Source organism: Shewanella frigidimarina NCIMB 400 (genome assembly GCF_000014705.1).
Lineage (GTDB): Bacteria > Pseudomonadota > Gammaproteobacteria > Enterobacterales > Shewanellaceae > Shewanella > Shewanella frigidimarina.
The window spans coordinates 3,703,419-3,727,654 of record NC_008345.1 but is presented as its reverse complement, the minus strand read 5'-3'; the positions used below and the strand labels follow the sequence as shown (position 1 = coordinate 3,727,654).

At 41.3% G+C, this 24,236-nt stretch carries 19 protein-coding genes; 5 read left to right on the top strand and 14 right to left on the bottom strand.

The genetic code is table 11. The features are described from left to right. Positions 1–50: 50 nt before the first annotated feature. From trmH to SFRI_RS16060, 5 genes are all read right to left on the bottom strand, one after another. Complete coding sequence (gene trmH / locus SFRI_RS16080; RefSeq protein WP_011638558.1) at positions 51–752, bottom strand: tRNA (guanosine(18)-2'-O)-methyltransferase TrmH; 702 nt, start codon at positions 750–752, stop codon at positions 51–53. A gap of 423 nt (positions 753–1,175) precedes the next feature. Continuing rightward, a complete protein-coding gene (locus SFRI_RS16075) occupies positions 1,176–2,603 on the bottom strand; it encodes an AmpG family muropeptide MFS transporter (RefSeq protein ID WP_011638557.1) in 1,428 nt (475 codons plus the stop codon). Between the two features lie 128 nt (positions 2,604–2,731). Next, complete coding sequence (locus SFRI_RS16070) at positions 2,732–3,064, bottom strand: hypothetical protein (RefSeq protein ID WP_041413690.1); 333 nt, start codon at positions 3,062–3,064, stop codon at positions 2,732–2,734. Between the two features lie 330 nt (positions 3,065–3,394). Further along, positions 3,395–3,979, bottom strand: coding sequence for a peptidylprolyl isomerase (locus SFRI_RS16065; RefSeq protein ID WP_011638555.1), 585 nt, complete (start codon positions 3,977–3,979; stop codon positions 3,395–3,397). A gap of 59 nt (positions 3,980–4,038) precedes the next feature. Continuing rightward, positions 4,039–4,605: a YajG family lipoprotein gene (locus SFRI_RS16060; protein ID WP_011638554.1), complete on the bottom strand. Its 567-nt coding sequence runs from the start codon at positions 4,603–4,605 to the stop codon at positions 4,039–4,041. A gap of 229 nt (positions 4,606–4,834) precedes the next feature. Between SFRI_RS16060 and SFRI_RS16055 the strand changes: the two genes are divergently transcribed. Next, positions 4,835–5,902 carry a DUF2804 domain-containing protein gene (locus tag SFRI_RS16055; protein WP_011638553.1) on the top strand — a complete coding sequence of 356 codons (1,068 nt, stop codon included), beginning with the start codon at positions 4,835–4,837 and terminating at the stop codon, positions 5,900–5,902. Between the two features lie 235 nt (positions 5,903–6,137). Further along, positions 6,138–7,016 (top strand): sterol desaturase family protein, encoded by an 879-nt coding sequence (locus SFRI_RS16050; protein ID WP_011638552.1) that lies wholly within the window; start codon positions 6,138–6,140, stop codon positions 7,014–7,016. Positions 7,017–7,046: 30 nt separating this feature from the next. On the opposite strand, the gene SFRI_RS16045 is transcribed toward SFRI_RS16050, so the two are convergent. The 6 genes from SFRI_RS16045 to SFRI_RS16020 form a co-directional block, all read right to left on the bottom strand. After that, a complete protein-coding gene (locus SFRI_RS16045; protein WP_011638551.1) occupies positions 7,047–7,820 on the bottom strand; it encodes a class I SAM-dependent methyltransferase in 774 nt (257 codons plus the stop codon). Between the two features lie 186 nt (positions 7,821–8,006). Next, positions 8,007–8,948: a sugar kinase gene (locus SFRI_RS16040; RefSeq protein ID WP_011638550.1), complete on the bottom strand. Its 942-nt coding sequence runs from the start codon at positions 8,946–8,948 to the stop codon at positions 8,007–8,009. A 2-nt stretch (positions 8,949–8,950) separates the two neighbouring features. Further along, positions 8,951–10,237, bottom strand: a complete 1,287-nt coding sequence (locus tag SFRI_RS16035; protein WP_011638549.1) for an MFS transporter — start codon at positions 10,235–10,237, stop codon at positions 8,951–8,953. Beyond that, complete coding sequence (locus tag SFRI_RS16030) at positions 10,234–10,581, bottom strand: cupin domain-containing protein (protein WP_011638548.1); 348 nt, start codon at positions 10,579–10,581, stop codon at positions 10,234–10,236. Before SFRI_RS16030 ends, SFRI_RS16035 begins: the two co-directional genes overlap by 4 nt. Positions 10,582–10,612: 31 nt before the next feature. Further along, on the bottom strand, positions 10,613–12,859 hold the full coding sequence (locus SFRI_RS16025; protein WP_081430169.1) for a heparinase II/III domain-containing protein: 2,247 nt from the start codon (positions 12,857–12,859) through the stop codon (positions 10,613–10,615). A 32-nt stretch (positions 12,860–12,891) separates the two neighbouring features. Next, on the bottom strand, positions 12,892–15,183 hold the full coding sequence (locus SFRI_RS16020; protein WP_011638546.1) for a chondroitinase-B domain-containing protein: 2,292 nt from the start codon (positions 15,181–15,183) through the stop codon (positions 12,892–12,894). A gap of 847 nt (positions 15,184–16,030) precedes the next feature. Between SFRI_RS16020 and SFRI_RS16015 the strand changes: the two genes are divergently transcribed. Beyond that, the gene (locus SFRI_RS16015; protein ID WP_011638545.1) at positions 16,031–16,771 is read left to right on the top strand and encodes a FadR/GntR family transcriptional regulator; all 741 of its coding nucleotides are present in this window, start codon (positions 16,031–16,033) and stop codon (positions 16,769–16,771) included. Between the two features lie 974 nt (positions 16,772–17,745). Here SFRI_RS16015 and SFRI_RS16010 read toward each other — a convergent pair. Then, complete coding sequence (locus SFRI_RS16010) at positions 17,746–18,924, bottom strand: methyltransferase (protein ID WP_011638544.1); 1,179 nt, start codon at positions 18,922–18,924, stop codon at positions 17,746–17,748. Positions 18,925–19,255: 331 nt separating this feature from the next. Here SFRI_RS16010 and SFRI_RS16005 point away from each other — a divergent pair, with 331 nt between their 5' ends. Then, the gene (locus tag SFRI_RS16005; RefSeq protein WP_011638543.1) at positions 19,256–19,666 is read left to right on the top strand and encodes a hypothetical protein; all 411 of its coding nucleotides are present in this window, start codon (positions 19,256–19,258) and stop codon (positions 19,664–19,666) included. Between the two features lie 28 nt (positions 19,667–19,694). Here SFRI_RS16005 and SFRI_RS21070 read toward each other — a convergent pair whose 3' ends face one another. After that, entirely contained in the window at positions 19,695–20,177 is a 483-nt protein-coding gene (locus SFRI_RS21070) for a pilus assembly FimT family protein (protein WP_167526098.1), read from the bottom strand. 161 nt (positions 20,178–20,338) lie between these two features. Between SFRI_RS21070 and SFRI_RS15995 the strand changes: the two genes are divergently transcribed. Beyond that, entirely contained in the window at positions 20,339–22,159 is a 1,821-nt protein-coding gene (locus SFRI_RS15995; protein WP_011638541.1) for an ABC transporter transmembrane domain-containing protein, read from the top strand. Positions 22,160–22,394: 235 nt separating this feature from the next. Here the strand turns inward: SFRI_RS15995 and SFRI_RS15990 are convergent, their stop codons facing one another. Further along, positions 22,395–23,993 (bottom strand): AMP-binding protein, encoded by a 1,599-nt coding sequence (locus tag SFRI_RS15990; RefSeq protein WP_011638540.1) that lies wholly within the window; start codon positions 23,991–23,993, stop codon positions 22,395–22,397. Between the last annotated feature and the right edge of the window lie 243 nt (positions 23,994–24,236).

The window sequence follows — 24,236 nt, the reverse complement described above, 5'->3', positions numbered from 1 at the left end:
TGAGGCCAAGTAATAGCCTCAATTATTAGTAGATTTACTAAGGTGATGCATCAACCCACTAACGCTTGTGGATCTGGCGCGCGCATTCTATCCCACCACTCTTTGTCGGCAACAATTTGGCCTTGATCATCAATGGCTGGGTAGGGGATCTGTTTGCGGCGACACGCTTTAGCATAAACCGGATGACCTTGTTCAAACAACATCGTCTGGCAGTAGCTGTTATCAAGTCTTCGTTTGCCGTACATATTAGCCACTTCGCGCTGGCGCTGAGCTTCATACATCACTAGTGCTGCCGCAACCGACACGTTAAGCGATTGCACCATGCCACGCATGGGAATAATAATATGTTGGTCTGCTGCGGCAATTGCTTCTGCGCTGACGCCGTCTCGTTCATTACCCATTACGATGGCAGTGGGTTGAGTATAATCAATCTCACGAAAATCGACTGCAGAGTCAGAAAATGTAGTGGTTAATACCTGCATTTTCTGTTTTTTAAAAGCTTGGTGAGCTTCTTCAAACGTGTAATGTTTAACGGTATCAACCCATTGCTGGCTGCCAGAAGCGGTATTACCCGATACCCGCATATCATCATCTGGCCACACTGCATGAATTTGATGTATGCCCACACAGTCAGCAGAGCGAAGAACCGCAGCAATATTATTGGTCATATGCACTTTATCAAGGCAAACCGTTAAGTCGACTTGGCGGTTATCAAGCATTTGATTTATTCGGGCAAAACGTTCTGGACTCATGAGGTATTTCTACTTAATTTTATTCAACATATTTAAACATTAGCTTTCAACAGAAAGGGCGCTAAATGCGCCGGGAAGCGATTAATATTGATAGCAGGTGATTATTTCGAGTGGCATTATAGCGTTAAAATGCTAACGCTAAAACGTCATCGATCGCGACAAAATAAATATATAAGCTACTAACCTTTGAAGGTTAATTTCGCAGCCGTTTACCGCTTTGATTTACCGCATGGTTTATAGCTATAAATTATGGCTATAAATTATAGCTAGGCTACGGATTTACATCAGCCCACTTTTAAGAGGGAATGTGTCTTTGATATTGTCAATATTACTACTTTTATAGCCATTGAAACGTGAACGTAAAGTGCTGCGGTAGGCCAACTCTTTTGCACTTAAACCCAATACAGTTCGGATATTAATCGCTTACAGTGGTGGTTTACCAACATCTGTCGACACATCGATAGATCCCTCTGTTGATGCCGCATTGGCAATCAACACTTGGTTTTGCGATCGATTCACCAACACCACTAATAGCAACACCGGAAAGCCAATCAAACTCGCTGCAATAAAGAAATTGATGTAACCAAAAGCATCAACATACAAGCCCGAAAATCCTGCGATAAACTTAGGGAACAACAACATAATCGAAGACAATAACGCGTATTGTGTCGCACTATATCCACTACTGGTTAAGCTGGACAAATAAGCGATAAACGCTGCGGTTGCGATACCAGCACTAAAATTATCTACCGATATGGCTAAGGTTAAAAATGGCACGTTGTAGCCAATATACGCTTGCCAAGCAAACAGCAGGTTAGTGACCGCGACTAACAAGGCACCCAAGAATAGAATCTTCATGGTGCCATAACGCATCAGCAACACACCACCAAAAGCGGCGCCGACTAAGGTCATGATCAAACCATAGACTTTACTGATAAAAGCGATTTCTTCTTTGCTAAACCCGATATCAACATAAAACACATTTGCCATAATACCCATGACAATGTCGGAAATGCGATAGCACGAGATTAACAACAAAATGAGAATAGCGCTTTTGCCATAACGCTTAAAAAAGTCAATAAAAGGCAATACACTTGCGCTGTATAACCAGGCTAATGCTCCTGCGACTTTAGCAGGGTATTTGGCAGCAAACTCGGCTCTTAATAGGCGTTCTTTATCGTCAGCCTGTTTGGTATCGACTTGCGGTTCTTTACTGCATAGCGTGGTAATAATACCAACACCCATTAACATCGCCATGGCAAAGTAGGCGGTCTGCCAAGCTTCTAAGTTGTAAGCATCATCGCCAGGAGACACCCAAGCTGCAATGGTTAATGCGCCTGCTGTGGCGATGATCATCGCACTGCGATAACCGACTTGGTACGCAGCAGCAAGCGCTGCTTGCATTTTTTCTGGGGCGGATTCAATCCGAAAAGCATCGATAACAATATCTTGGGTGGCGGAGGCAAATGCCAAAAGTAGGGCGCATAAGGCCAAACGTTCAAGATTAACCACTGGATCGCTAACAGACATACCGAGTATGGCGCCGACTAAGCACAGTTGTGCGAACAGCATCCATCCGCGTCGTCTTCCTAAAAAGCGGGTAAAAAAGGGCAATGACATACGATCGACTAATGGTGACCATGCCCATTTAAATGCATACGTTAGTGCTATCCAGCTAAAATAACCAATCGCCGCTCGGTCGATGCCTGCTTCACGTAACCAAAAGCTTAAGGTCGAAAAGACTAACATTAATGGTAAGCCGGCAGAAAACCCCAGCAAGAGTAAAATAAATACTCGTTTGTGGTAGTAAACCGATAACGCTTCACGGGTACGAGACAAGAAAACCGACATAAGACAACTGGATAAAGGAGAATGGCTCTAGCTTATGTTGCAAGGGGTTTAGGTTCAAGCCATTCTAAAAGATTATTCAGTCAGTTTGAGGTTAAATTAGCATTCAGAGCAGATTTAAGATAATCGCCTTAAGGTCTGATACCAATACAACTTTGTGGCACATTGCCGCCAATATCAATGTAGTCACAACATTCATGAACTTGCTGGCGTAAGTATTGATTGCCTTTAATTGCCCAACCAGACCAATGATCGAAGCAATACAATAAGTGCCAAAACACTTTCTCGGTATCGCTAGGTTGTTCGGCTAATTGGATGGGATTATTTGATATAAATTGCCACTCTTCCAGCACATCCCACATATAGAGCTGTATTTCTTTGTAATCTAATTGATTGTTTAAAAAAGCTTTACCGAAATAGGCTAGTTGTGGAGCTTTGGTTTCAATAAAATCATTAGCCGTCATCATAATTGCGTCCTTGAGTATTCGAAATGCGGTTGCGAACAATTGCGCAGCTAACTAGGTGAATGAGTCAAATAGAGTATAGACGTTAATTTGGCTGTCGATAGTCAAAAACGTAAAAAAGTGTCGATTTAGTCAATCGATAGTGCTACTTAGTTGATTTTGCAGCTAGTAAATATGTATAGGATAACAATGTAAGACGTCATCATATTGAGTGAGTTTGGACTTATTAATCGAGATAAGATTGGCCAATATTACATTGAAGGAGACAACATAAATGCCGATGGCATGCATTAACATGACCGTCGGTAGGTATAGGCGATTAGCGGGAGATTAGCGAGGCAGTAGAGTCGCTTTTTTCAACATGACAGTATTAACCGGAAAATCGGGCCAGTTTAGGGTGGTGTTATGTTCAGTTGGTACCAATGAAATGGCTTCTAATACATCCATCCCCTGAGTCACTTCACCAAAAACGGTATAGCCCCAACGACGTTTAGAAGGGTCTAATTTTTTATTGTTACCTAGGTTGAAGTAAAACTGACGTGTTGCTGAATGAGGATCGTTATCTCGAGCCATGGCAATTGTGCCAAGGGAGTTTGATAAACCATTACCGGACTCATTTACAACAGGCTCTAGCGAAGGGCGTTCTTCTAATTTCGTGGTTAACCCACCACCTTGAACCACAAATTCGGCAATCACACGATGAAAAATAGTATTGTCATATTCGCCTTTAACCACATAGGTTAAAAAGTTATCTACGGTAAGTGGTGCACGAGTGCGATCTAACTCAAGCACTATTTTCCCCATAGAGGTGTCCAACTCTACTTGTGGATATAAAGTGTCTTTTTGAATGTCGACCGCAGCGCTGGAACTTAAACTGGTCAATAACAGTAGGCAAGTGGATAACCATTTCATCATAATGTGACGTCCTTTTTTATTGGCATCTCTCGATGCCAATACCTGATAAAGCGGGGAAATTAACGTTGAATAAATTGGTGTAACTCTTCATCGTTAAGAATTTCAGTGGTGAGCTTATCAACGAGTTTGGTGATATCTAATTCAAGCGTGGCAAAATCTGGGCTTAACGGGCCTTTTAAATAGCCGTTAGCGTTATAGGATTTGGTGAACTCTTGTTGTGAGTTTTTAGCCAGTACATTGATAACTAGACGTGTTTTTGATTCGTAACTGAACGTGGTGTCCGTGACGTCAGCTAACAAGTAATTTAGCTGAAACTGCACTGAATTGCGTGCGGCAGGGTCAATAACATAACCCGCTTTGTTCATACCATTACGGAACAGTGTATCTAACTGTTGGCGGATAGGCTCACTGGCGCTGACTAATCTTGGTGATTTGCCTTCTTCATTAAAACGCACCACAAAGCTTGCTTCGCGAGTATCGATGGTGTCGACCAGTACAGGGAAATCGACTTCAGTTTGTAACTGAATCGGGCCCAGTGTGGGATTAAGACCAACATGAGTCGGCTCATAACTTGCGCAAGCCGATAACAATAATGTAGACAGTAAAATAGGGATCAATAACTTCATGAGACAACAATAACCAGCAAAAGGTAGATAAATGATACCAGAATTTGTCTGGGTTTCCAGTATCGCTAAGGTTATGTTGCTATAAAGATAACGAGAGTGATATGCATCACTCTGTGTGCAGGTGTTGTCACTCATCAATATCTGTTTTTAACGCCATTTCAACTCCGGTTAATGGCAACAATATTACTTGGTTGTTGACATTAATGGCTGATCAATTCAGGTTAGTGTTATGCAACTTAAGTTTGATAAACAACATGATGTAGGTAATGTAATGCAACATAAACAGCCGCAATTGGCTCCTGACAAATTGATTAATGCCAATGGCCAGCCAGTATTTGGTATTTTTGATGGGATTGTTGATTCACTCAATGTTAATCAGTTTGCTTATTCGACGGTAATGGACAAACCTGCGTCGGCAATGGCTAAGCATTTTGATTTTAAGCAGTTCCAATTCGTTAGCATTATCACTCCTCATTATATTATCGCCCTAGCGATTGCCGATATTCGTTATGTCGCCAATGGTTTTTGCTACCTTTATGACATTAAAACCAACAAGTTGACCCAAACGCAATGGCTAACACCATTCGGATTTGGCTGCCAGCTAAGTGACTCTCCTAAGCATGGGCGCGCCGAAATTGGCCGTAAACACAAAGGTATTGTTATCGATATTGTCGACGGACAATGGCAAGTTGAGATTAATCTTGCAGAAATACAAGCCAATTTACGTATTCAACCGACGCCACTGAGTTTACCCATCAGTTTGTGTACCCCAACGGGTTATAACGGTTGGACCTATACACAAAAGCACAATGGCTTAGCCGTAACAGGGCAATTAACCATTCATCATGAACCGCAACCTTTACAATATGCGTTGGCGGGTTATGACTTTTCTGCCGGATTTATGCGCCGAGAAACCAGTTGGCGTTGGGCTTCAATTAATGCCCAAACTGACGATGGAGTTATTGGGCTGAATTTAGCTGCAGGCGTTAATGAAACCGGTCAAACAGAAAATGTGATGTGGATAAATGGCGAGCGTCATCTACTCGGTGGTGCACAGTTTGATTTTAATCGACACTCACAACAAGATGTGTGGCATATCACCACTAATGATGGCAATGTTGATTTGCATTTTAGACCATTGAATCAACGTAGCGAAAAGCTTAATTTAATTTGGTTAAAAAATAATTTTAGACAATATATTGGCTATTTTAGCGGTGTGATTTGCGACAACAATGGTAATCAATATAAATTAACCAATCAGTTAGGCTTAACTGAAGATCATTTGGCCAAATGGTGATGAATACCAACCGTGCCTTATAGGTGAGTAATTTTCAGCCTATGGTCTATTAAAAACGAATTACTAAAAACGGACTATTAACAACTGATTATTAACGACAGATTATTAGAATGACCTATTAAAAGCGGTTTACTCAAATGGGTTTCGCCAAAAGAGCACTTTGATTAGGAACCAGAAATAGTGAACCACTAGTACAAACATTGACTCAATAATAATAAATAGAAATGGATAACATATGGACATGGATTTACTGATAGCTCACCCAGAGTGGTTATTACTGGTGTTAGCCCCGATTTTTTTCGGCTGCATTTTACTGGAATGGTGGTTTGGTGTTCGCGCCCAGCGATTACCGAGTAATGCTCAATATCGCCCTGCCGAAGTATTGTGTAATTTTGTCTTGGCAGGTATGCACCAAGTGGCGGATATCATCGCTGGCTTGTTTATTGCGAAGATATATTTACACTTTTTCGGCTGGCGCTTATTTGATATTGAAATGACATTATTCACTTTTGGTTTATTGCTCATTGCTCAAGACTTTTGTTATTACTGGTTCCATCGTGCTAGCCATCGTATTCGCTGGATGTGGGCTGCGCATGTGGTGCATCACAGTTCAGAAAACATGAATTTCAGCACCGCATTTAGACAAAGCTTAATGTACCCATTGGCAGGAATGTGGCTGTTTTGGTTGCCTTTAGTGGTGATTGGCTTTGATCCTAACTGGGTGGTGTTTGCAGTATTGCTTAATCTGGGATTGCAGTTTTTTGTTCATACCCAAGCGATTAAGTCGTTAGGGCCGCTAGAATTGATTTTTAATACGCCGTCCCATCACCGCGTGCATCATGGACGTAACCCACAATATATCGACAAAAATTATGCGGGAGTGCTGATAATTTGGGACAAAATGTTTGGTACTTTTGAGCCTGAGGTTGAAACTGTGCAATACGGCATCACTAAGCCGGTAAACAGTTTTAACCCGTTAGTGGTAACGTTTAGTGAATGGCGCGACATGTGGGGTGATGTTACCCAAGCGCAATTATCACTAAAACAACGTTTACGGATATTATTTGCACCGCCTTCAACACATCAACAGTCATCCACTAAAACCGATATTTGAGCCCGCTGTAAACAGGCTTCAGGCTAGTACTTATCCCACTTTGCTTGCTTTAATAGAGTAAATAAGTGGGATAAGGTGGTCTTGATGTTTTAGCTGGTAACCTTTGCCTACCACAAACTCCAAACCTTCAACGCAGTTGTAGGGACTGTAAGGGTGTTCGTTAAACGCTTCGATACTGAGTCCTGCACTAATAAGTGCGCTAATGACTTCACTTATCGGGTGCGGCCAAGTGACTACCGTTTCAATTTGGTCGTTGTGGTTTTCGGTGTAGGTGACTTCATCTTCGATATCCGGTTGTGTCTGTGGAAAGTAGCCATAACCACACAGCACATCATTAAAAGGGTGGAACTCAACCAAATGAAATTCACCGCCTGGACGTAATGCTCCTGCAATGGTTTGCGCCCAGCGAGTTAAATCGGGTAACCAAGCTAACACCCCATAAGAGGTGAATACGATGTCATATTGCTCTGTATTGTGATAACCAAATTGATAGATGTCATTGTTGATGAATGTTGCTGGTAAGTGTAATTGAACAGCCAGCTTTTTTGCAGTTGCAATCGATTCGCTTGATAAATCTACGCCAGTGACATTGGCGCCAAGCCTTGCCCACGATAAGCTGTCTTGTCCAAAGTGACACTGTAGGTGCAACAGGCTTTTGTGGTGCACATCGCCGACTTGTTCAAGTTCAATGGGGTTTAATGATGACTTACCTTGGATAAATGCCTCTAAGTCATAAAATGTTGAGTCGAGGTGGATTTGAGTTCGCTCGTTCCATGCGTGTTTATTGATGGCTAAATAGTCCATGTTCAATGTCTTCTTATTGCTTTAATAGGGTAAATTATCGAAATGATTCAGTAATGTTACTTGGTTTAAAGCTAAAACACGAATGGCTCAATAGGCGATGTGTTACTTTTGCTTAACAAATAAAAAGGCTTGATAACTCAGTGTTATCAAGCCTTTTAAAAGCGACAGAAGATGACTCTTTAGCTGTTATTGCATGATTAATTTTTGACGTTCAATAAATTGATGAAACTCAATTTTAGGTGCTATGGCACCTTTATGTTGGATCACAAATCCTGCTGCTTGGGAGGCTAATTTTATCGCTGTGCTGATATCTGCGCCAGTTAAGCGTGCGCCTAAATACACCCCGTTAAACGAGTCCCCCGCTGATGTGGTGTCGACAACATTCGTTACTGGTGTGATTGAGAAATGCTGTTGCTGACCATTAATTACATAATTAATGCCGTTTTCACCATTTTTTATCACCAGCTCGTTAATGTCGTAAGGCTGGCAGAACGCAATAATGTCTTCAACGGAGCTAATACCGTAAAGTTGATTAAAGTCATCAACACCTGGCAGTACGACATCGGCCACACTAAACGCAATATCAAACTGTGCCTTTGCCTGGTCTGGACTGTGCCACATTCTTGCGCGGTAGTTAGGGTCAAATACAATACTGACACCTGCTTGCTTGCATTGTTTAATCAGTAACCAAAATGCGTCGCGATCTTCTTCATTAATTACTGCTAAAGAAATGCCCGAAAAAAACACCATATCTGCCTGAGATATTTTACTGATGGCTGCATCGCCAATAAATTGCATGATTTGCTTGGCGGCTGAATCGTTGCGCCAGTATGTAAAGCTGCGCTCGCCTTTACTGTCAGTTTGTATTGCATACAGACCGGCAATTTTGTCGGTGCTTTGAAAGACCATATCAGTATTAATTTTTTCATCTTCAAAGCGTTGCAACATGGCCTGGCTAAAACTATCTTGGCCAATGGCTGTGACTAGGTGGGTGTTAATATCACTAAAGGTGCGCTTAAGATAAACCCCTGTGTTATACACATCACCAGCAAAAGATTGCTGCAAGCTGCTGGCCGTTACACGTTGCAATTCGACCATACACTCACCAAATAAATACAGACTCTTCACGGTTATGCCTTCCTTTTTACCGGTTCAATTTTTCCGCCTAACCACAACGAAATTAATGCTAGTGGAACTAACGCAGCACCTAAAATAAAGAATGGCGTATAGTCACCGCCTTTGGTCATCATTGGCACTAATTGGATGGTGATAATCACACTTAGTACTGCCGATGTACCACTAATACCAGCTAAGGTACCGACTGTTTTACCGGAGAAGTAATCACTTGGTAACGTTTGAACGTTGCCAATAGCCGTTTGGAAACCAAATAAGATAAGCGCTATAAGGCCCATTGCCATCCAAGGCGTTGCAGCAAGAGATGTCAGTAACAGTGCTGGCAGCATAACCATACAACCTAAGACAATTGCACTACGACGGGCTTTATTCACCGACCAGCCTCTGCTCATCAAGTGGCCGCTAAACCAACCACCAAATAATGCACCAATGGCAGCACCTACATAAGGTAACCAAGCAAACGCGCCAATTTGTTTAACATCAAAGCCAAATTTTTCATTTAAATACAATGGTAGCCAAGCAACAAATAACCACCAGATTGGGTCGATAAAGAAACGTGCTGCTATCACTCCCCAAGTTTGACGGTGGCGTAATAACTGTCCCATAGTGGGCACGTATTCTTTGTCCTGTTGTTTTTCTGAAGTGCATTGCTGTCCGGTTAAGATATGTTGGCGTTCTTCTTCAGTGATCCATGGGTGTGAGTCTGGTGATGATTTATAAACAATCAACCAAGGTAAAATCCAAAGAATACCCAAACTACCAATGACGATAAAGGTTGCCTGCCATCCTAAAAAGGCATACAAAAAAGCAATCAATGGTGGGGCGATAATCGAGCCTAAAGACGCACCAGCATTGAAGATACCTTGTGCTAGGGCGCGTTCTTTAATCGGAAACCATTCAGCATTCGCTTTGGTTGCACCAGGCCAGTTACCCGCTTCACCTAGCCCAAGCATAGCTCTAAAAATAGCAAATGAGGTAACGCTTGCTGCAACAGCATGCAGGGCGATTGAGACCGACCACACTACAATGGATAATAAAAAACCTAAGCGCGTGCCAATAGCATCAAATATCTTACCAAATAGAGACTGACCAATTGCGTATGAGATCATGAACACGGTAATAATGTTGGCATAATCACTTTTATCTAAACCTAAATCTTCTGCAATGCCTGGCCACATAATGGCAAGGGCAGATCGGTCGATGTAGTTAATGACGGTAGCGAGTGCCACTAAGCTGACAACAAGCCAACGTAGGTGCTTCAATTTAAGGGGGACTTTTTTCATGATAAACCCTCAACAAAGTCTTCTCTAGCCGGGCTAAAGGTATCAATTAAAATACCACCAGTTGGGCAAACTGCACCATGGTCTACATGAGGTGGCACAAAGAAGCTGTCTCCAGCCGTTAACACCTTAATCACGCCATCGACATTGACATGAAACTCACCTTCTACCACATAAGATACTTGTGAATGGCGGTGAGCATGGACATAGCCTTCTGCTCCCTTATCAAACCAAATCTTTACTGCCATGAGTTCATGATTAAATCCAAGCATTTGGCGCTTTAACCCTCCGCCAATATCCTCGATTTCGGTTTGTTCCCCAAATGAAAAATGCTCACTTTGCTGCATGGTGTTTATTCCTTTTTATTTTAATTTTGTGTTACTTGGATTCTTTAATGTCTAATAATTCGGCGCGTCCGCTAAACGGGTATTGCACCCCGTTGACGCTAATGACACTTTGTGTTTCTTGAGTCACAGCGTTATCAGCGTGGTTGATTGCTAATAGATATTGTTGTCCATCGGTAAAGCGTATTTGCACCGCTTCTAGTTCAGCTTGTTGATGATGAATCAGCCCTGCAATATTGCTGGTGGCTTCTAGAGTGTATTCTTTTGATGGGTTGTACTCGCCGTGTGGCTCCATCACGCTGACATAAGTATGATTAGTGGCATTCACTCGGTGAATGAACGACTGCTGTTGGCGTAAGTTCATATCCGGATCGTTGGCACCCAATTGGGTGAATAACATTTGCTCGTTAGTGGCATTGTTGAAGTTAGTATTGACTAACGTGCTATGGGTATAAAAATGGCCGTTATCATTTAACCAAGTGACTTTAGCCAGTTTATTAGCGGCTTTGTCTTTGGCTAGGTTAGCAGTTGCTAACAACCATAGATGTTGGTAACCATTTTCGGTACCCAAAGCAGACAATTGAGTCAGTGACGCCTGTCTGTCAAAGTTGGTATCGATTAATTGCCCTTGATAATGCACTGGTAAGTCGTATTGATGTGGCTTGTTAGCCGTAACACGCATTATATCGATACCAATTACCGCATCACGTTGTTTGATGTTGACTAAGGCGAGAGTGCGCTTAAACGCGACATCATCATAAGCGGTGTCGATAGAAGCCGACGCGATGGTGAGGTCTTGCTTTGCTGAGTAGAAGTGTAATGTCGGGTTATTTTTGTTAGCCGCTTTAAGCTTGCCATTAAAATGACTTTTCTCGTCAACAATTAAAGTGTTATGGGCAATGGTTTGTTTAGCCCACGATTCATTTTCAGGTAAATAACGGCCACCAAATTTTGCCTCTACATTTAGAAAACGTGCAGCGCCATAATCGGATACGATTTCATTACCTGCATCGTAAAACTGCCACGTTAACTTATCAAAATGGCCATGACCTAAACCTTGAGCGGTTGCTTTAAATACAATGGCTTGGTCAGTTGCTTTACCTTGACGCATAACCACTAATGCACCGTCATCACCTTGTTGGCCATCACGGAATAATGTCGAAACGAATGGAAAGGGCTGTTGTAGTTTGTTGTCTAACCCTTGTGCAACTTTGAGCCCATCACCCGTTAATAAAATATTGTGTTGTTGCTGAGCAATATCTAATAAACGTGGATCGCCGTTGAGACCATAAGCAATGGCGACGCCGTTGACGAGTTCAATAGTGTCGATGCCTTTGCTTTTAATCGCATCGTTAAGCGGGAAAAACAGTTTGTTATAACTGAGTTCAACCGTACTCGTAATAGCTTTAAGTAATATACCGTCACGGTATTGAAAAATCTTACGCTGCGGTTCATTTTGCTCAATGGCTTTAGCAAAAGTTACAAATGGCATTAATGCATAACGTTGATAATATGGCCCTTCATTGTAATAACCGTCTGGTGAAAACAATTCGTCCAACTGACGCATAAAACCGCCTTTTTTGGCGAGATTTAAGTCGTACAATGCACGTTCAACCCAAAGTGGCTTATCGAGTACATATCCACTCATACCAACAGCAGCAGTGGCCCAAGTGCCGTGGTTATGCACCTTATTAAAGGTGTGCGGAGATTGTTCTGACAAAAAGAGTGCAGCGGGTATTATTGCACCCGTTTCGATGGTATTACGTTCTGCAGGTGTTAACGCATCATAGATAAAGTCGTACGCCTGAATGGTATGTACTAACCAAACTGCTTCATTGAGTCCTTGCCAGAAAAGTTTACCTTCATTGTTGCTTTTACGCATAGGGTGCAAAGGTAGTGTTGGGTAAAGTGTGGCATATTGCAACAGCATGTCTTTAACGTATTCGGCATATTTTTTATCGCCAGTCAGCTGATAAATAATGCCAGTGTCATACATTTGTTGGTAATTACTTTTATGTTTTTCGTGGGTATAACCACCACCTGCATCTTTGGGTACTGGCACTTCAATTGGCTGATCCAGTCCTTTGTCCACATTGCTCTGCGTGGTATTGAATGCATTTTGAAATGACCCAGGTTGAGTGATGGCCTGTTTCATGGCTGCCACATCTTGCTGGTTTATGACTAAGTTTGGATGTTGCGCAGCCATAACGGGTAATGAAATAGCGCACGTTATTGACGCCAATAGTGCTATTTTTCCTGCCTGCTTAATGATACGTGTCATCGGGCTTACGCCGGCCGCTAGATTGAAGTTTTTCATAGTTTTTGCACTTTATTATTGTTGATATCAGCAGTGTGTTTACCTATTACAACTAACTCCGTTACTTGTGGGCTAGGTGTATCAGTAAACTGATTATGCGTAATGCGGGTTTGTGGTTCACCGACGGTGTGTTCAACAATAATAGCGGCACTGTTGTTAAATTTATTGTGCTCTATTTGGCTCATTTGAACCCCATGCAACTTCAGTGACGCACCTGTTTTATTGCGCTTACCTTGACCGACTTTAGTGAACTCATTGTTGGTTACCGATACATGGGGACCAAAGGTGCTCTCATCCGAACCACCGCGGTATACCGAGGCAATAGCACCCTCAATATCGTCAAACTGGTTATTGTCCAATATGAGGTATTCGGTGTTATAAATCCCTAGGTCGTCGGTTTCTTTGTCGAGGCGAAATAAATCCCCGCTAATATGGCGGAACTGGCTATTGCTGACATTAATACTATCTGCAAAGGCGCGACTGCCCGAATCGAAAAAGTGAAATGAGTGATTCACATTAAGTTGCTCAACAATGCTGTTTGTCATTTCAAAACGATAATTAGTTAACATGCCCCATTTGCGGGTTCTTACCACGCTATTACCGGCAGCATCAGGGCTGTTTAAGCCAGTAATGAATAGACCATCGAGTTGCAGACTACCGTTGTCTTGAATTTCAAATAGGCTAGGGCGTTCAAAGCTGATCATCGCTTGGTGAGCATTAGCGGCTTTAAAGGTTAACGTTTTGTTGATAGCCAGTATTCTGCTGATGTTATATTTGCCATCACTGAGTAATAAAATATCGCCTGGTTTAGCTCGTTCAACAGCGCTTGCTAATTCATCGTCATTGGCGCTAACGTTGATGGTGTTGCCAGATTGGAATGCGACTGTAGGCTCTGCTTTTGGATACCAAAGTGTGCCGGTATCTTGCTTTAATGTTGGGGTTAGTTTTTTACTGGCACCGTATGCTGTAAAATTTGCATCACTGGGATATAACAAGCCATTTGCAGCACGTTTCATGGTGATATCTTGTGAACGAATACCTTTAGCCATGAATGGGCTTAACGTTTTTGTCGCAAAATTACTGAGGTTATCGTTAAAGCTAAGTCCGCTAATATCATCATGTAAAGTAAATGGTGCGGTTGGGCTAATAAATAGGTTGTGGTTTAACTTACTGTCTAGTGGTACCGCTGAACGTTCGCTGTCACTGCCCGCGGCCAGCTCAATATGTTCAAGATTAATAAAGCTATTGTGGTTAATATTGGCGTTGACCACTTGATGGTAGCGATTAATTGATGAGTTCGGCACACCATTCATAATAGTAAAACCACTGCCAAATCGATTACCGGTTAAGCCTTCTAGGTAGTTGTTGGTGATAGTTTGATCGCGGTTAATCACGCGGATCCCGCCGGTATGTTCAACGCCATTACCCAAAAACACATTGCTATCAATAATATTACCGTTACCGTGCCTTAAGGTTAATGTACCTCTTGATTCATAAAAGACGTTATTTTGAATACGGTTTTTACCCGACTTGACCGAAATAATTTCAACTTCACCATCGCAGCGATCAAAATAATTATTTTCAACCACGGTAAAGGAATCAGTTAGTGAGTAATGGCTGGTGCCAATTCTGAGGGTTTCGCCACCATTAGAGCCTAAGATTGGGCGAGGACCAAAATAGTTATGATCAATTCGGTGATGGTTTTGCTGGCTGTTCTCACTGTCTAAACGCACGGCAACAGTTACGCCAACATTGCGTTTACCAACAAAGTGGTTGTGATCAAGTCGGTTATTTTGTCCATATAAGCTGACCCAATAATCAGACTCTTGGCGATCTAGATTGCTGTAGTTATCGATAACCACTTCGGTTACTCGTGAGTGATTGGCTAACTGAGTTTTACTTTTACGAAAAGCAATAACTTCATTACTTGGCGTAGAGCCATTTTTAAATACTAGCCCCGATACCTGTAAATATTCACCAGCCAGTTTAAGGTTCGATTGGCCAGACAGGATTACTTTACCTTTAGTTTCGGCTGTTAATTCAATAGGGGCATTGGCGGTGCCTGTCGCCATAAACAACACTTCAAAATCTTGCCATGTGCCATTTTTCAAAATGATTTTATCGCCAGGTTCAACGAGCTTTAGTGCTTGTTTGTACTCAGTTTGGGTAGTCACGAAGCGATCTTTTGCCTGCACGTAGATTGATGGGGTGCAAAGCATTAATAAGACTAACAACTGCGTGAATAACCAATGCCTTGGCGATGACGTATTGTTATTTGAATGATTCATCTAGTCTCTCGTTTAATACTGTTTAAATGATATCCCCCTGGCTACATTAAGTAGTTATCAAGGGGGAAGGCTCAAAAAATTACTTTTTCACCTTAGAATTTCGTTAGCGCCATAGCATGAATAATCAGCAACTGTGGTGTTATTTCCACGGGGAATTATTTGGGGTTCACCCAACCTGTTCAGGGCTTTGAAACAACGTGACAAGTAATCTGTCACTGTAACGTTAGCCAACAAATTGAGGTCGTCCATTGTCATGCGCATAGTGATTAGAGCTGTCTGGAAATGGTAGGCTGTTTGGCTGGGTCTAACTCTCACGGTATTATTAATTAAGCGTAACCGTAAGTAAGCGTAACCTAGTCCAATTACCTCGCATTTAAGAGACTGTGACGTGCTGTTTTTGTATTGACTCGTTTGTCACTATTGCACGTTCATGATTGGTGAATAGAGATATTAGTGCCGCGTCGTAAATTACTGATCTTGATTGCGACTTTAATCCTGTTAATCTCAAAGTATTGCTTGTCTTGGTAAATTTCACGTTAACCTCCCCAGATTAGTTGATTTCCTTTTCTTTACGAACACACAAAATTTAAATTATTCTGTTAAATGATCATTTGTGCTTGAATAGAAACTAACCAATCATTAAGATTATGTCAATAAATTGTTTTACCAATTACTAAGATTTTACATTTTTAGTCTATTACCAATATTTTTAAAGGTATGACAATGTGCTATTCTTTCTATATTGAGATTAACATAACATGTAATTTAGTTGTTTGCTGCTAAGGTATTAACCGATAATATGTCAGCATTAACCAGTAAATTGGTTTTACTTTTCGAAGGAAGGTATATGAAAAACCGTCGTTTATTTTGGCGAATAGTCGATACGATTGAAGCCGCTATCGCCAGTGGCGAGTATCCGGTAGGCAGTCGTTTACCCCCAGAGCGTGAGCTTGCTGAAAAGTTTGAAGTAAGCAGGCCAACTATTCGTGAAGCTATTATTGCACTAGAAGTGCGTGAAAAAGTGGAAGTGAAAACGGGTTCTGGCGTGTACGTGGTTGATCATCAGCAAAAACCGGTAGCGGTTAATAATGTTAACGCATTTGAATTAACCCAAGCACGTGCTTTAGTTGAAGGTGAAATAGCTGCTTTAGCAGCAAAAACCATTACTGCAGAAGAGCTTGAAAAACTCCATGAAACATTAGTAATGATGAAAGATATGCAAAATGTCGAAGAAGCAGACGAGCTGTTTCATCAGATCATCGCATATTCTACTCGTAACGGCGCGTTGATAAATTTGTTTGAAAACATGTGGGCACTGCGTTCATCAAGTAATGAAATCATTGAAGATTATAATATTGTTTGTAGCACAGACAATAATAAAACCTTAGCAGAACATACCGCAATTTATCAGGCATTATCACTGCACGATGCCGCCGAGGCTCGTTTAGCAATGCATAAGCATTTTAATCGCTTAATCAATGTGTTGTTTGATAAATTAGAACAGCAGGCATTAGAAGAAGTTCGTCGGAAAAATAGTGCTAATCGAGACTTGTATTCAATTGAGAGTTTAGTAAAAACAAAAGGTTAATTGCTTTTAAAGCGGATTAGCTCATTCGATAAAATTAACGCGCTCACGCTTAAGTGTTAGCGCGTTTTTTATGAGAGATATTATGAGGGATGCTATGAGTGATGTTGACCATAATATCGGTAAAGATGACTTCATGATTTCAACTGCCAGCTTGAGATAACAAGCAATTTAGTTAACGCCATCAATAATCCTATCCCCAATGCGATGTGTCGCATTTTCAGCGGCCACTTTAGCTATTTGTTACATGATTTTTTTGCGCTATTGAAGTTGTAATATTCCACATAAATAGCGACCAATTAAGCAACTTGGTTAGTCAGTTGATGTTCTTTATGGTCAACTTACTCAGAAAATAAGCTGTTAAATTGGTCTTTAAAAATATAAGAAATATCATAATTAGCTTCAATATTATTACAGGAGTTTATCCTCATTAGTTAGTGTAGCGGCTGTTCTATCTAGATAAATATGATTGAATTGTGTTGTTACCACTACCCATACTCATTTTGGTAATGTCATTATAGGATTTAGTTTATTTGTGCGCTAACCAATTATACCGACTTGGTAATACCGATAGTGAGTTATTAAGCGAGGGAAGGTATTGGTCATAAGCTCAGTGCTTATTAATCATTCTGTTCACTTATCATTGCGGCTATTGATGCCTTGTTATTGCGAACGAGTGATCAACACAATCGGACATATAGTTATTTATTCAAGGGATATGAACATCACAAAGCTATTTACTTTTAGTTACAACAAAAAGAGATTTGTATCGCCGTTCACACTAATGAATGTTCAATGGTTATTTATGCTAGTTAATGTGGGTGTACTAGATAAACAAGGTGTAGTGAGTTGAATTACATACGAGTGAAAGGCTGCACATAAATTGTGTCGGCCCTTGCTCGTTACTATCAATATTGGTTTGGTTTTATATGCAAGGCCATGTAGGGGAACATGAACTTAGTACCTCATTCAGGACATTATTTTATTGCTTGTAAAATGACAAACTTACCATTAGAGGCAACCGTGGTGCAGTTTTTAAAAATGCGATTTATTTTAACGTGGTAGGCTAAATGTCGATTACCAACGATATGTAATAAACCGCCTTTTTTTAGGCGCTTATGTGCATCAACAAACATTTGCCAAGCGATATGGTCAGTAATGGCTTCACCTTGATGAAACGGAGGGTTACATATCACTAAATCTGGTTCAACATCCGCTGGTAAATTACTCAGGCAATCGTCCCAATGGAAAAAAGCTTGTGGCATTTGTTCAGTTTGAGGATCTTGGGATTGAAGATCTTGAGATGGAGTGTCTAACTCGTTCGCTTGCCAATTATGCTTTGCTGAGGCGATAGCCATATCAGAATCATCCACAAAGTGGATTTGCGCATTGGGATAACATTGCTTTGCGTGCAATCCTAAAATACCGTTACCACAGCCTAAGTCTATAATGTGCTTGAATTCACCTTTGGGCATGTTGTCGAGCATAATCCTTGCGCCAATATCGAGCTTATTGGCCGCAAATACATTAGCAAGGTTACTGATAGTGAGTTTGAGCTCATCGACATTCCAACTCACCGCTTTCGCTAATGAGCGTTTTTTACCATCGCTAATACAGCTAATTACCCGTGTTTTTTTCCACGCTAAACTGGCGGATGCGGGACCTAGATTTTTTTCAATACTGGCCAATAATGCTGGATTGATTGACTTGGCTTTAGCACCAATCAGAATTTGGGTTCCTGCTGGAAGCACCGTTGATAAACGCGCAAGTTGCTGGCCAAAATAGTGTAGGTTTTTCGGCAACTTCATCAGCACTAATTGAATATTTTGTGGCAGCGTTTCGCGGCTGTTTAGCCAATGTATGTTGGTTGATGCGAGTTTATTGTGTAATAAATTTTGCTGATAACCTAACAAGCTGGTTTTAGCATCCGTTTCGACAAGCAATTCACTGTGTGGATATTGCATGGTTAATGCACATGTGAGAGCCCCAAAGTTGTCATTTAGAATAGCGGTAGTGGTTGCTGTTATTTCGGTGTCGATTAAGTACTTTACTAGGTGTTCATCAGCGGCATCCCATGCTTGTAAGTTTGATGCTTGTTGGCTTGGATAACGAAAAAGCTCAAGCTCTATACCTGAACAAGCAAATTGGGTTGTCATGACGGTGTTACCTAATAAAAAGAATATCGATAAAATAGCCCGATATTATCTCAGATAACACTTACTAGCGCGAGGCTTAGGCTTAAACAAGTTGATAGGGATAATTTTGTGGAGTGTCGCTAGTTAACTGATTATCAAAGCTTCCTTGTTTAACTCGTGTTAAGCGACATGTTGAATTTAGGATACAGAACAAGGTGATATTGATTTTTTAACTTTGAAACTAAAACCTAACGTCATGAAAATGGCCGTGCTGCAGAGATGATTGCTATTAATTGCACGCTTCAGTAACATCAATATATTGACTTAAAATAATGGTTTTCAAGGGATATTGATGAAAGGTGCTGGTGGAACGTCAGGTGGAATAGGTCAGTTCTTTATTGGGCTAGTGATGATGTGCGGTGGCTTTTATATGCTATTTAATGCCATTAAAGTGACAAGCTCATTTGGCTTTAGCAGCCATTTATATCAGCTGGGCGGCTTTGGGCTTACCAGTGGAATGGTGATGATACCCTTTATGTTTGGTGTGGGACTGATGTTTTATAATGGCAGAAACATACTTGGATGGTTACTGACATTTGGCTCGTTAGTGGCACTGATTTTTGGCGTGATAAGCTCGATTAATTTTCGATTTTCTTACATGAGTGCATTTGATTTAATCGTTATATTGGTACTTTGTGTGGGGGGTATAGGGTTGTTTTTACGATCGCTGAAAGCGATTGAAAAACGTTACCCTGAGTCTTAATGTTATGTTTATTTAAACCTATTGGTGCTTAACATCCGCTTGTTTGAACATCTATAACAGGGCGTGCGGTGGCTGATGTTACTTGCCTGTAACGTAAATAACATGCAGCAACGCCCGCATCCTCTTTAATGACTCCATGCCAATATACCCATGCAGTTATAGGCAAAGTACTTTTGCGTTGTTGCCAATCACCTTCGGGAATATTCATTAGCATTGCAATACCTGCGGCTGTTCCGTCGGGATAGCCATAAGCTAAGTTAACATTGACCCCATCAATATTAAGCGTCGTAGTAGCAAGTCTTTCTACTCCAGCAATAGCGGCTTTTGAATAGGTTAAGGTCGCAGCTGATTGCATTGCTGTTTCCATCCCTCCCATGGTAGATACAATTGCATCTTTGCGTAAGCTAATGAATTTACTGCTCGCGACAACGGCCAATAAGGCCAAAATAATAATCACAACAACCAACTCTATTAATGTAAAGCCGTGCGATGGTCTTATATTATTTGTCATGCTATTTTTCATTTTATTACTCATGCTGTTTTTCATCTTATTTTTTATTTGATACTAGCATCATTTGTTCGGCGGTCGTAAACCTGCTGTGTCGACGTCTTATTGTTAAGGCATCTACAATGTGGTGTTTTGTTGGTACTATCAGGACATCTTAGTTATATATGCTGGTTAATACTGTGACGAATCCAACGACGACTTCAACAGAGTCTATATCTTCTGCTAAACCTCCTTTAAAACATTCTGTTCTACCTTGGATTTTACAATTTCTGTCTCCTTATCGTACGAAGGTAGTGGCGGCGATTGTATTTCTATTTATTGGATCGCTTGCATGGCTATCGCTTGGGCAAGGGGTGCGGTTAATGGTCGATGAAGGATTTATTGCCGATAATGCAGGGCGATTGAATGAGATCATGTTGTTTATTATTGCTATTACAGCAATCAGTGGAACTGCGGTTTTCTGTCGTTTTTATCTGATGACTTGGCTTGGTGAGCGGGTTAGTGCTGATATTCGGTTACAGGTTTACAATCATTTATTGTCGTTATCGCCAGCTTTTTTTGCGACTCAGCGTACCGGTGAGGTTATTTCACGTTTTACGGCAGACAGTACTTTGTTACAAAGCGTTGTCGGGTCAAGCTTATCTATGGCGTTGCGTTCAAGTGTGACCGTGATTGGTGGCATTGTTATGATGGCATTTACCAGTGTTAAGTTGACGGCATTAGTGCTGCTAGCCGTTCCTTTGGTATTAGGCCCGGTGATCTTTTTTGGCCGAAAAGTCAGAACCTTGTCGCGTAAAAGTCAAGATAGGGTAGGCGATCTTGGCGCTTATATTGATGAAACATTGCATGAAATTCATACTGTTCAAGCGTATACCCATGAGTCTAAAGACCGCCAGCTATTTGCTGACAGAGTCGAGGCGGTTATGGATGTGGCTAAAGGCCGTATTATGTATCGTGCGCTGCTTATTTCAACGGTGATGTTTTTAAGCATTGCTGCAATTGCTTTTGTTACATGGATTGGGGCGCAAGATGTGATGTCTGGCAGTATCACCGGTGGCGAGCTGTCTGCGTTTATGTTTTATGCCGTAATGGTTGCAGGTGCTGTAGCCACTATCAGTGAAGTGTTTAGCGAAATTCAACGAGCTTCTGGTGCAGCAGAGCGTTTAATTGAGTTAGTCAAAACACCGATTGATATACCCGAGCAAGTGACCCCCAACCAAGTAGTGCTACCTGTTAAAGGTTTACTTAGTTTTGATAACGTATGCTTTGCTTATCCGTCAGATCTTGAGCAAGACGTGATCCGCCAGTTGTCGATGTCGATTACTCCTGGTGAAAGAGTCGCTTTAGTGGGGCCTAGTGGAGCAGGCAAAAGCACCTTATTTGAATTGATGATGCGTTTTTACCAGCCTAAACAAGGACGGATATTATTAGATGGTATTGATATTTCTACTTTGGCATTGGCAGATTTACGCCAACAGTATGCACTTGTACCGCAAGAGTCGGTGATTTTTGCCATGAACGTACTCGATAATGTGCGCTATGGCCGCTTAGACGCCAGCGATGAAGAGGTAAAACAGGCTTGCATTGCGGCTAAAGCGGATGAGTTTATTCGAGAATTTACTGATGGTTATTCGACTTATTTAGGTGAACGTGGCGTGCGTTTGTCTGGTGGGCAAAAGCAACGTATTGCTATCGCAAGAGCGATTCTTGCCGACAGACCAATATTACTGCTTGATGAAGCGACGAGTGCGTTAGATGCGATAAGCGAAATCAAAGTAAAACAGGCTCTGGATTCATTAATGGCCAAACGTACAACAGTGATTATTGCTCATCGTTTAGCTACCGTTATCAATGCAGACCGGATTTTCGTGATAGATAAAGGACAACTAATTGCCAGTGGTACTCACAACGAATTAATGGCCAGCAATGAGCTATATCGCGAATTTGCCAGTTTACAGTTATTGATGGATAACGAGCCGTCATAATGGTTACTGCTTTGTGCAGTGAGTGTGTCGTTGAGAAATAAAAAAAGATGCCGAAGCATCTTTTTTATTTTCGAATCAATTAACTTTTTCAAATGACATTAATCGCAGTTTGATAATCAGTTATTGCTCTGGGTTGAGGTAACTTACATAGCGTTTAAGCACATTAAGATTTACCTGCTTGGCTCATCTCTTGCTTGCGTAGTACTTACTTACCTAGCACTTATTTACCTAGCTTTTATTTACGTAGTTCTCGACGCAAAATTTTCCCTACAGCACTTTTCGGTAACTGTTCAGTAAACTCAATAATGCGTGGCACTTTATACGCAGTCAGTTGGCTGCGGCAGTAATCATTAATCGCCTGTTTGACTGCCTCGATATCCGCTGGCGGCTGTTTTAATACAATCACGGCTTTTACTGCTTCGCCAGATCGTTCATCTTCAACCCCGACGACAGCACACTCTAAAACTAACTCATTAGTTGAAAGTACGTCTTCAACTTCATTAGGATAGACGTTAAAACCAGAAACAATAATCATGTCTTTTTTACGATCAACAATGGTGTGATAACCATCTTCGCTAGCAATGCCAATATCGCCAGTTTTAAAGAATCCGTCTTTTGTCATGACGTTAGCGGTTTCTTGTGGTTTATTCCAATACCCTTGCATAACTTGCGGACCGCGCACTGCGAGTTCGCCAGCTTGACCGATAGCCACTTCATTATCATCCATATCGAGTACATGAACTTCAGTGCCCAATACAGGTTTGCCAATAGTACCGAGGCGTTGATGCCCTGGTGCATTAAGGCTGACAACAGGAGATGTTTCAGACAAACCATAACCTTCTGAAATCATACATTGGGTGGTTTGTTGCCATAAGTTAGCTGCTGCACTCGTTAATGCAGTACCACCCGAAATGGTTATTTTCATTTTACTGAAATCTAAGGCTTTAAATTCTGGCTGATGACATAAGCCAACAAATAGAGTGTTTAAACCCGCAAAGCCAGTAAATGGATAGGCTTTCATGGTATTGATTAGCCCTGCAATATCACGAGGATTGGGAATTAATACTGAACAGCTACCTGATTCAAAATACAGCACCAAATTAACCATAAATGCATAGATATGGTAAATCGGTAATGGCGCGACAAACACATCATGCCCTTCGGTCATGGTGCTAGCAATTCGTGATTTTACTTGACCAGAATTAGCCAAAAGGTTGCCATGATTGAGCATAGCGCCTTTCGATAAACCGGTTGTGCCGCCGGTGTATTGCAGAGCAATTAAATCATCATGGTTAGGTTTTATCGCTTGATAAGGATGCTTAGCACCTTCAGTGAGCACAGAGGTAAATGCCACTTTATTAAAAGGGGTTTCAGGCTGAGGTTGCGGTTGGATAAGATCCATTGCGTGGGTCGAAATCACCAGCTCTACTGTTGTTTTGTCGATCACGTTAGTTAATGTAGGTAGTAAATCCGACAATACGACTAAGGCTTTTGCACCTGAGTCGTTAAATTGATGAATAAGTTCACGTTCCGTGTACATCGGATTGGTATTGACTAGCACCATACCTGCTCGAATTACCCCATAAGCCGCAATCACAAACTGAGTAATATTAGGCAATTGTATCGCTACTCTGTCGCCTGGTTGCAATGAAGTGCTATGTTGCAAATAACTGGCAAAATCGCGCGAGCCTTGTTCTATTTCGCGAAAGGTAGTGCTTTTCCCAAGACATGCATATGCAACATTATCAGCATACTTGTCACAGGCTTTTTCGATCAAATCAACTATGGATGTGTATTGGTGTAAATCAAGTACTGAATCTGCATCATAAGCCATGCATACCACCTTAGATATTTTTGGTTATTATTATAAATCAAACGTCCGTTTAGATTATTTTTACTAACTTACACGGGTCAATATCAATTGGCAAAGATTCACTGAAATTGAATCAACATTAGATAACTCATTTAATAGATCGTCATCAAAGCACGATTTAGAGTGTAAACCAATAGTTACACTTGTGTTTTGGGTTGATTTCGTTAAAAAAGTTTACTTCTCAAAAATAATTCTATATGTGAT

Excerpts from the sequence above, each read along its gene's own strand:
- trmH (WP_011638558.1), bottom strand. The coding sequence starts at position 752 with ATGAGTCCAGAACGTTTTGCCCGAATAAATCAAATGCTTGATAACCGC.
- SFRI_RS16075 (WP_011638557.1), bottom strand. The coding sequence starts at position 2,603 with ATGTCGGTTTTCTTGTCTCGTACCCGTGAAGCGTTATCGGTTTACTAC.
- SFRI_RS16070 (WP_041413690.1), bottom strand. The coding sequence starts at position 3,064 with ATGACGGCTAATGATTTTATTGAAACCAAAGCTCCACAACTAGCCTAT.
- SFRI_RS16065 (WP_011638555.1), bottom strand. The coding sequence starts at position 3,979 with ATGATGAAATGGTTATCCACTTGCCTACTGTTATTGACCAGTTTAAGT.
- SFRI_RS16060 (WP_011638554.1), bottom strand. The coding sequence starts at position 4,605 with ATGAAGTTATTGATCCCTATTTTACTGTCTACATTATTGTTATCGGCT.
- SFRI_RS16055 (WP_011638553.1), top strand. The coding sequence starts at position 4,835 with ATGCAACTTAAGTTTGATAAACAACATGATGTAGGTAATGTAATGCAA.
- SFRI_RS16050 (WP_011638552.1), top strand. The coding sequence starts at position 6,138 with ATGGACATGGATTTACTGATAGCTCACCCAGAGTGGTTATTACTGGTG.
- SFRI_RS16045 (WP_011638551.1), bottom strand. The coding sequence starts at position 7,820 with ATGGACTATTTAGCCATCAATAAACACGCATGGAACGAGCGAACTCAA.
- SFRI_RS16035 (WP_011638549.1), bottom strand. The coding sequence starts at position 10,237 with ATGAAAAAAGTCCCCCTTAAATTGAAGCACCTACGTTGGCTTGTTGTC.
- SFRI_RS16030 (WP_011638548.1), bottom strand. The coding sequence starts at position 10,581 with ATGCAGCAAAGTGAGCATTTTTCATTTGGGGAACAAACCGAAATCGAG.
- SFRI_RS16025 (WP_081430169.1), bottom strand. The coding sequence starts at position 12,859 with ATGACACGTATCATTAAGCAGGCAGGAAAAATAGCACTATTGGCGTCA.
- SFRI_RS16020 (WP_011638546.1), bottom strand. The coding sequence starts at position 15,183 with ATGAATCATTCAAATAACAATACGTCATCGCCAAGGCATTGGTTATTC.
- SFRI_RS16015 (WP_011638545.1), top strand. The coding sequence starts at position 16,031 with ATGAAAAACCGTCGTTTATTTTGGCGAATAGTCGATACGATTGAAGCC.
- SFRI_RS16010 (WP_011638544.1), bottom strand. The coding sequence starts at position 18,924 with ATGACAACCCAATTTGCTTGTTCAGGTATAGAGCTTGAGCTTTTTCGT.
- SFRI_RS16005 (WP_011638543.1), top strand. The coding sequence starts at position 19,256 with ATGAAAGGTGCTGGTGGAACGTCAGGTGGAATAGGTCAGTTCTTTATT.
- SFRI_RS21070 (WP_167526098.1), bottom strand. The coding sequence starts at position 20,177 with ATGACAAATAATATAAGACCATCGCACGGCTTTACATTAATAGAGTTG.
- SFRI_RS15995 (WP_011638541.1), top strand. The coding sequence starts at position 20,339 with ATGCTGGTTAATACTGTGACGAATCCAACGACGACTTCAACAGAGTCT.
- SFRI_RS15990 (WP_011638540.1), bottom strand. The coding sequence starts at position 23,993 with ATGGCTTATGATGCAGATTCAGTACTTGATTTACACCAATACACATCC.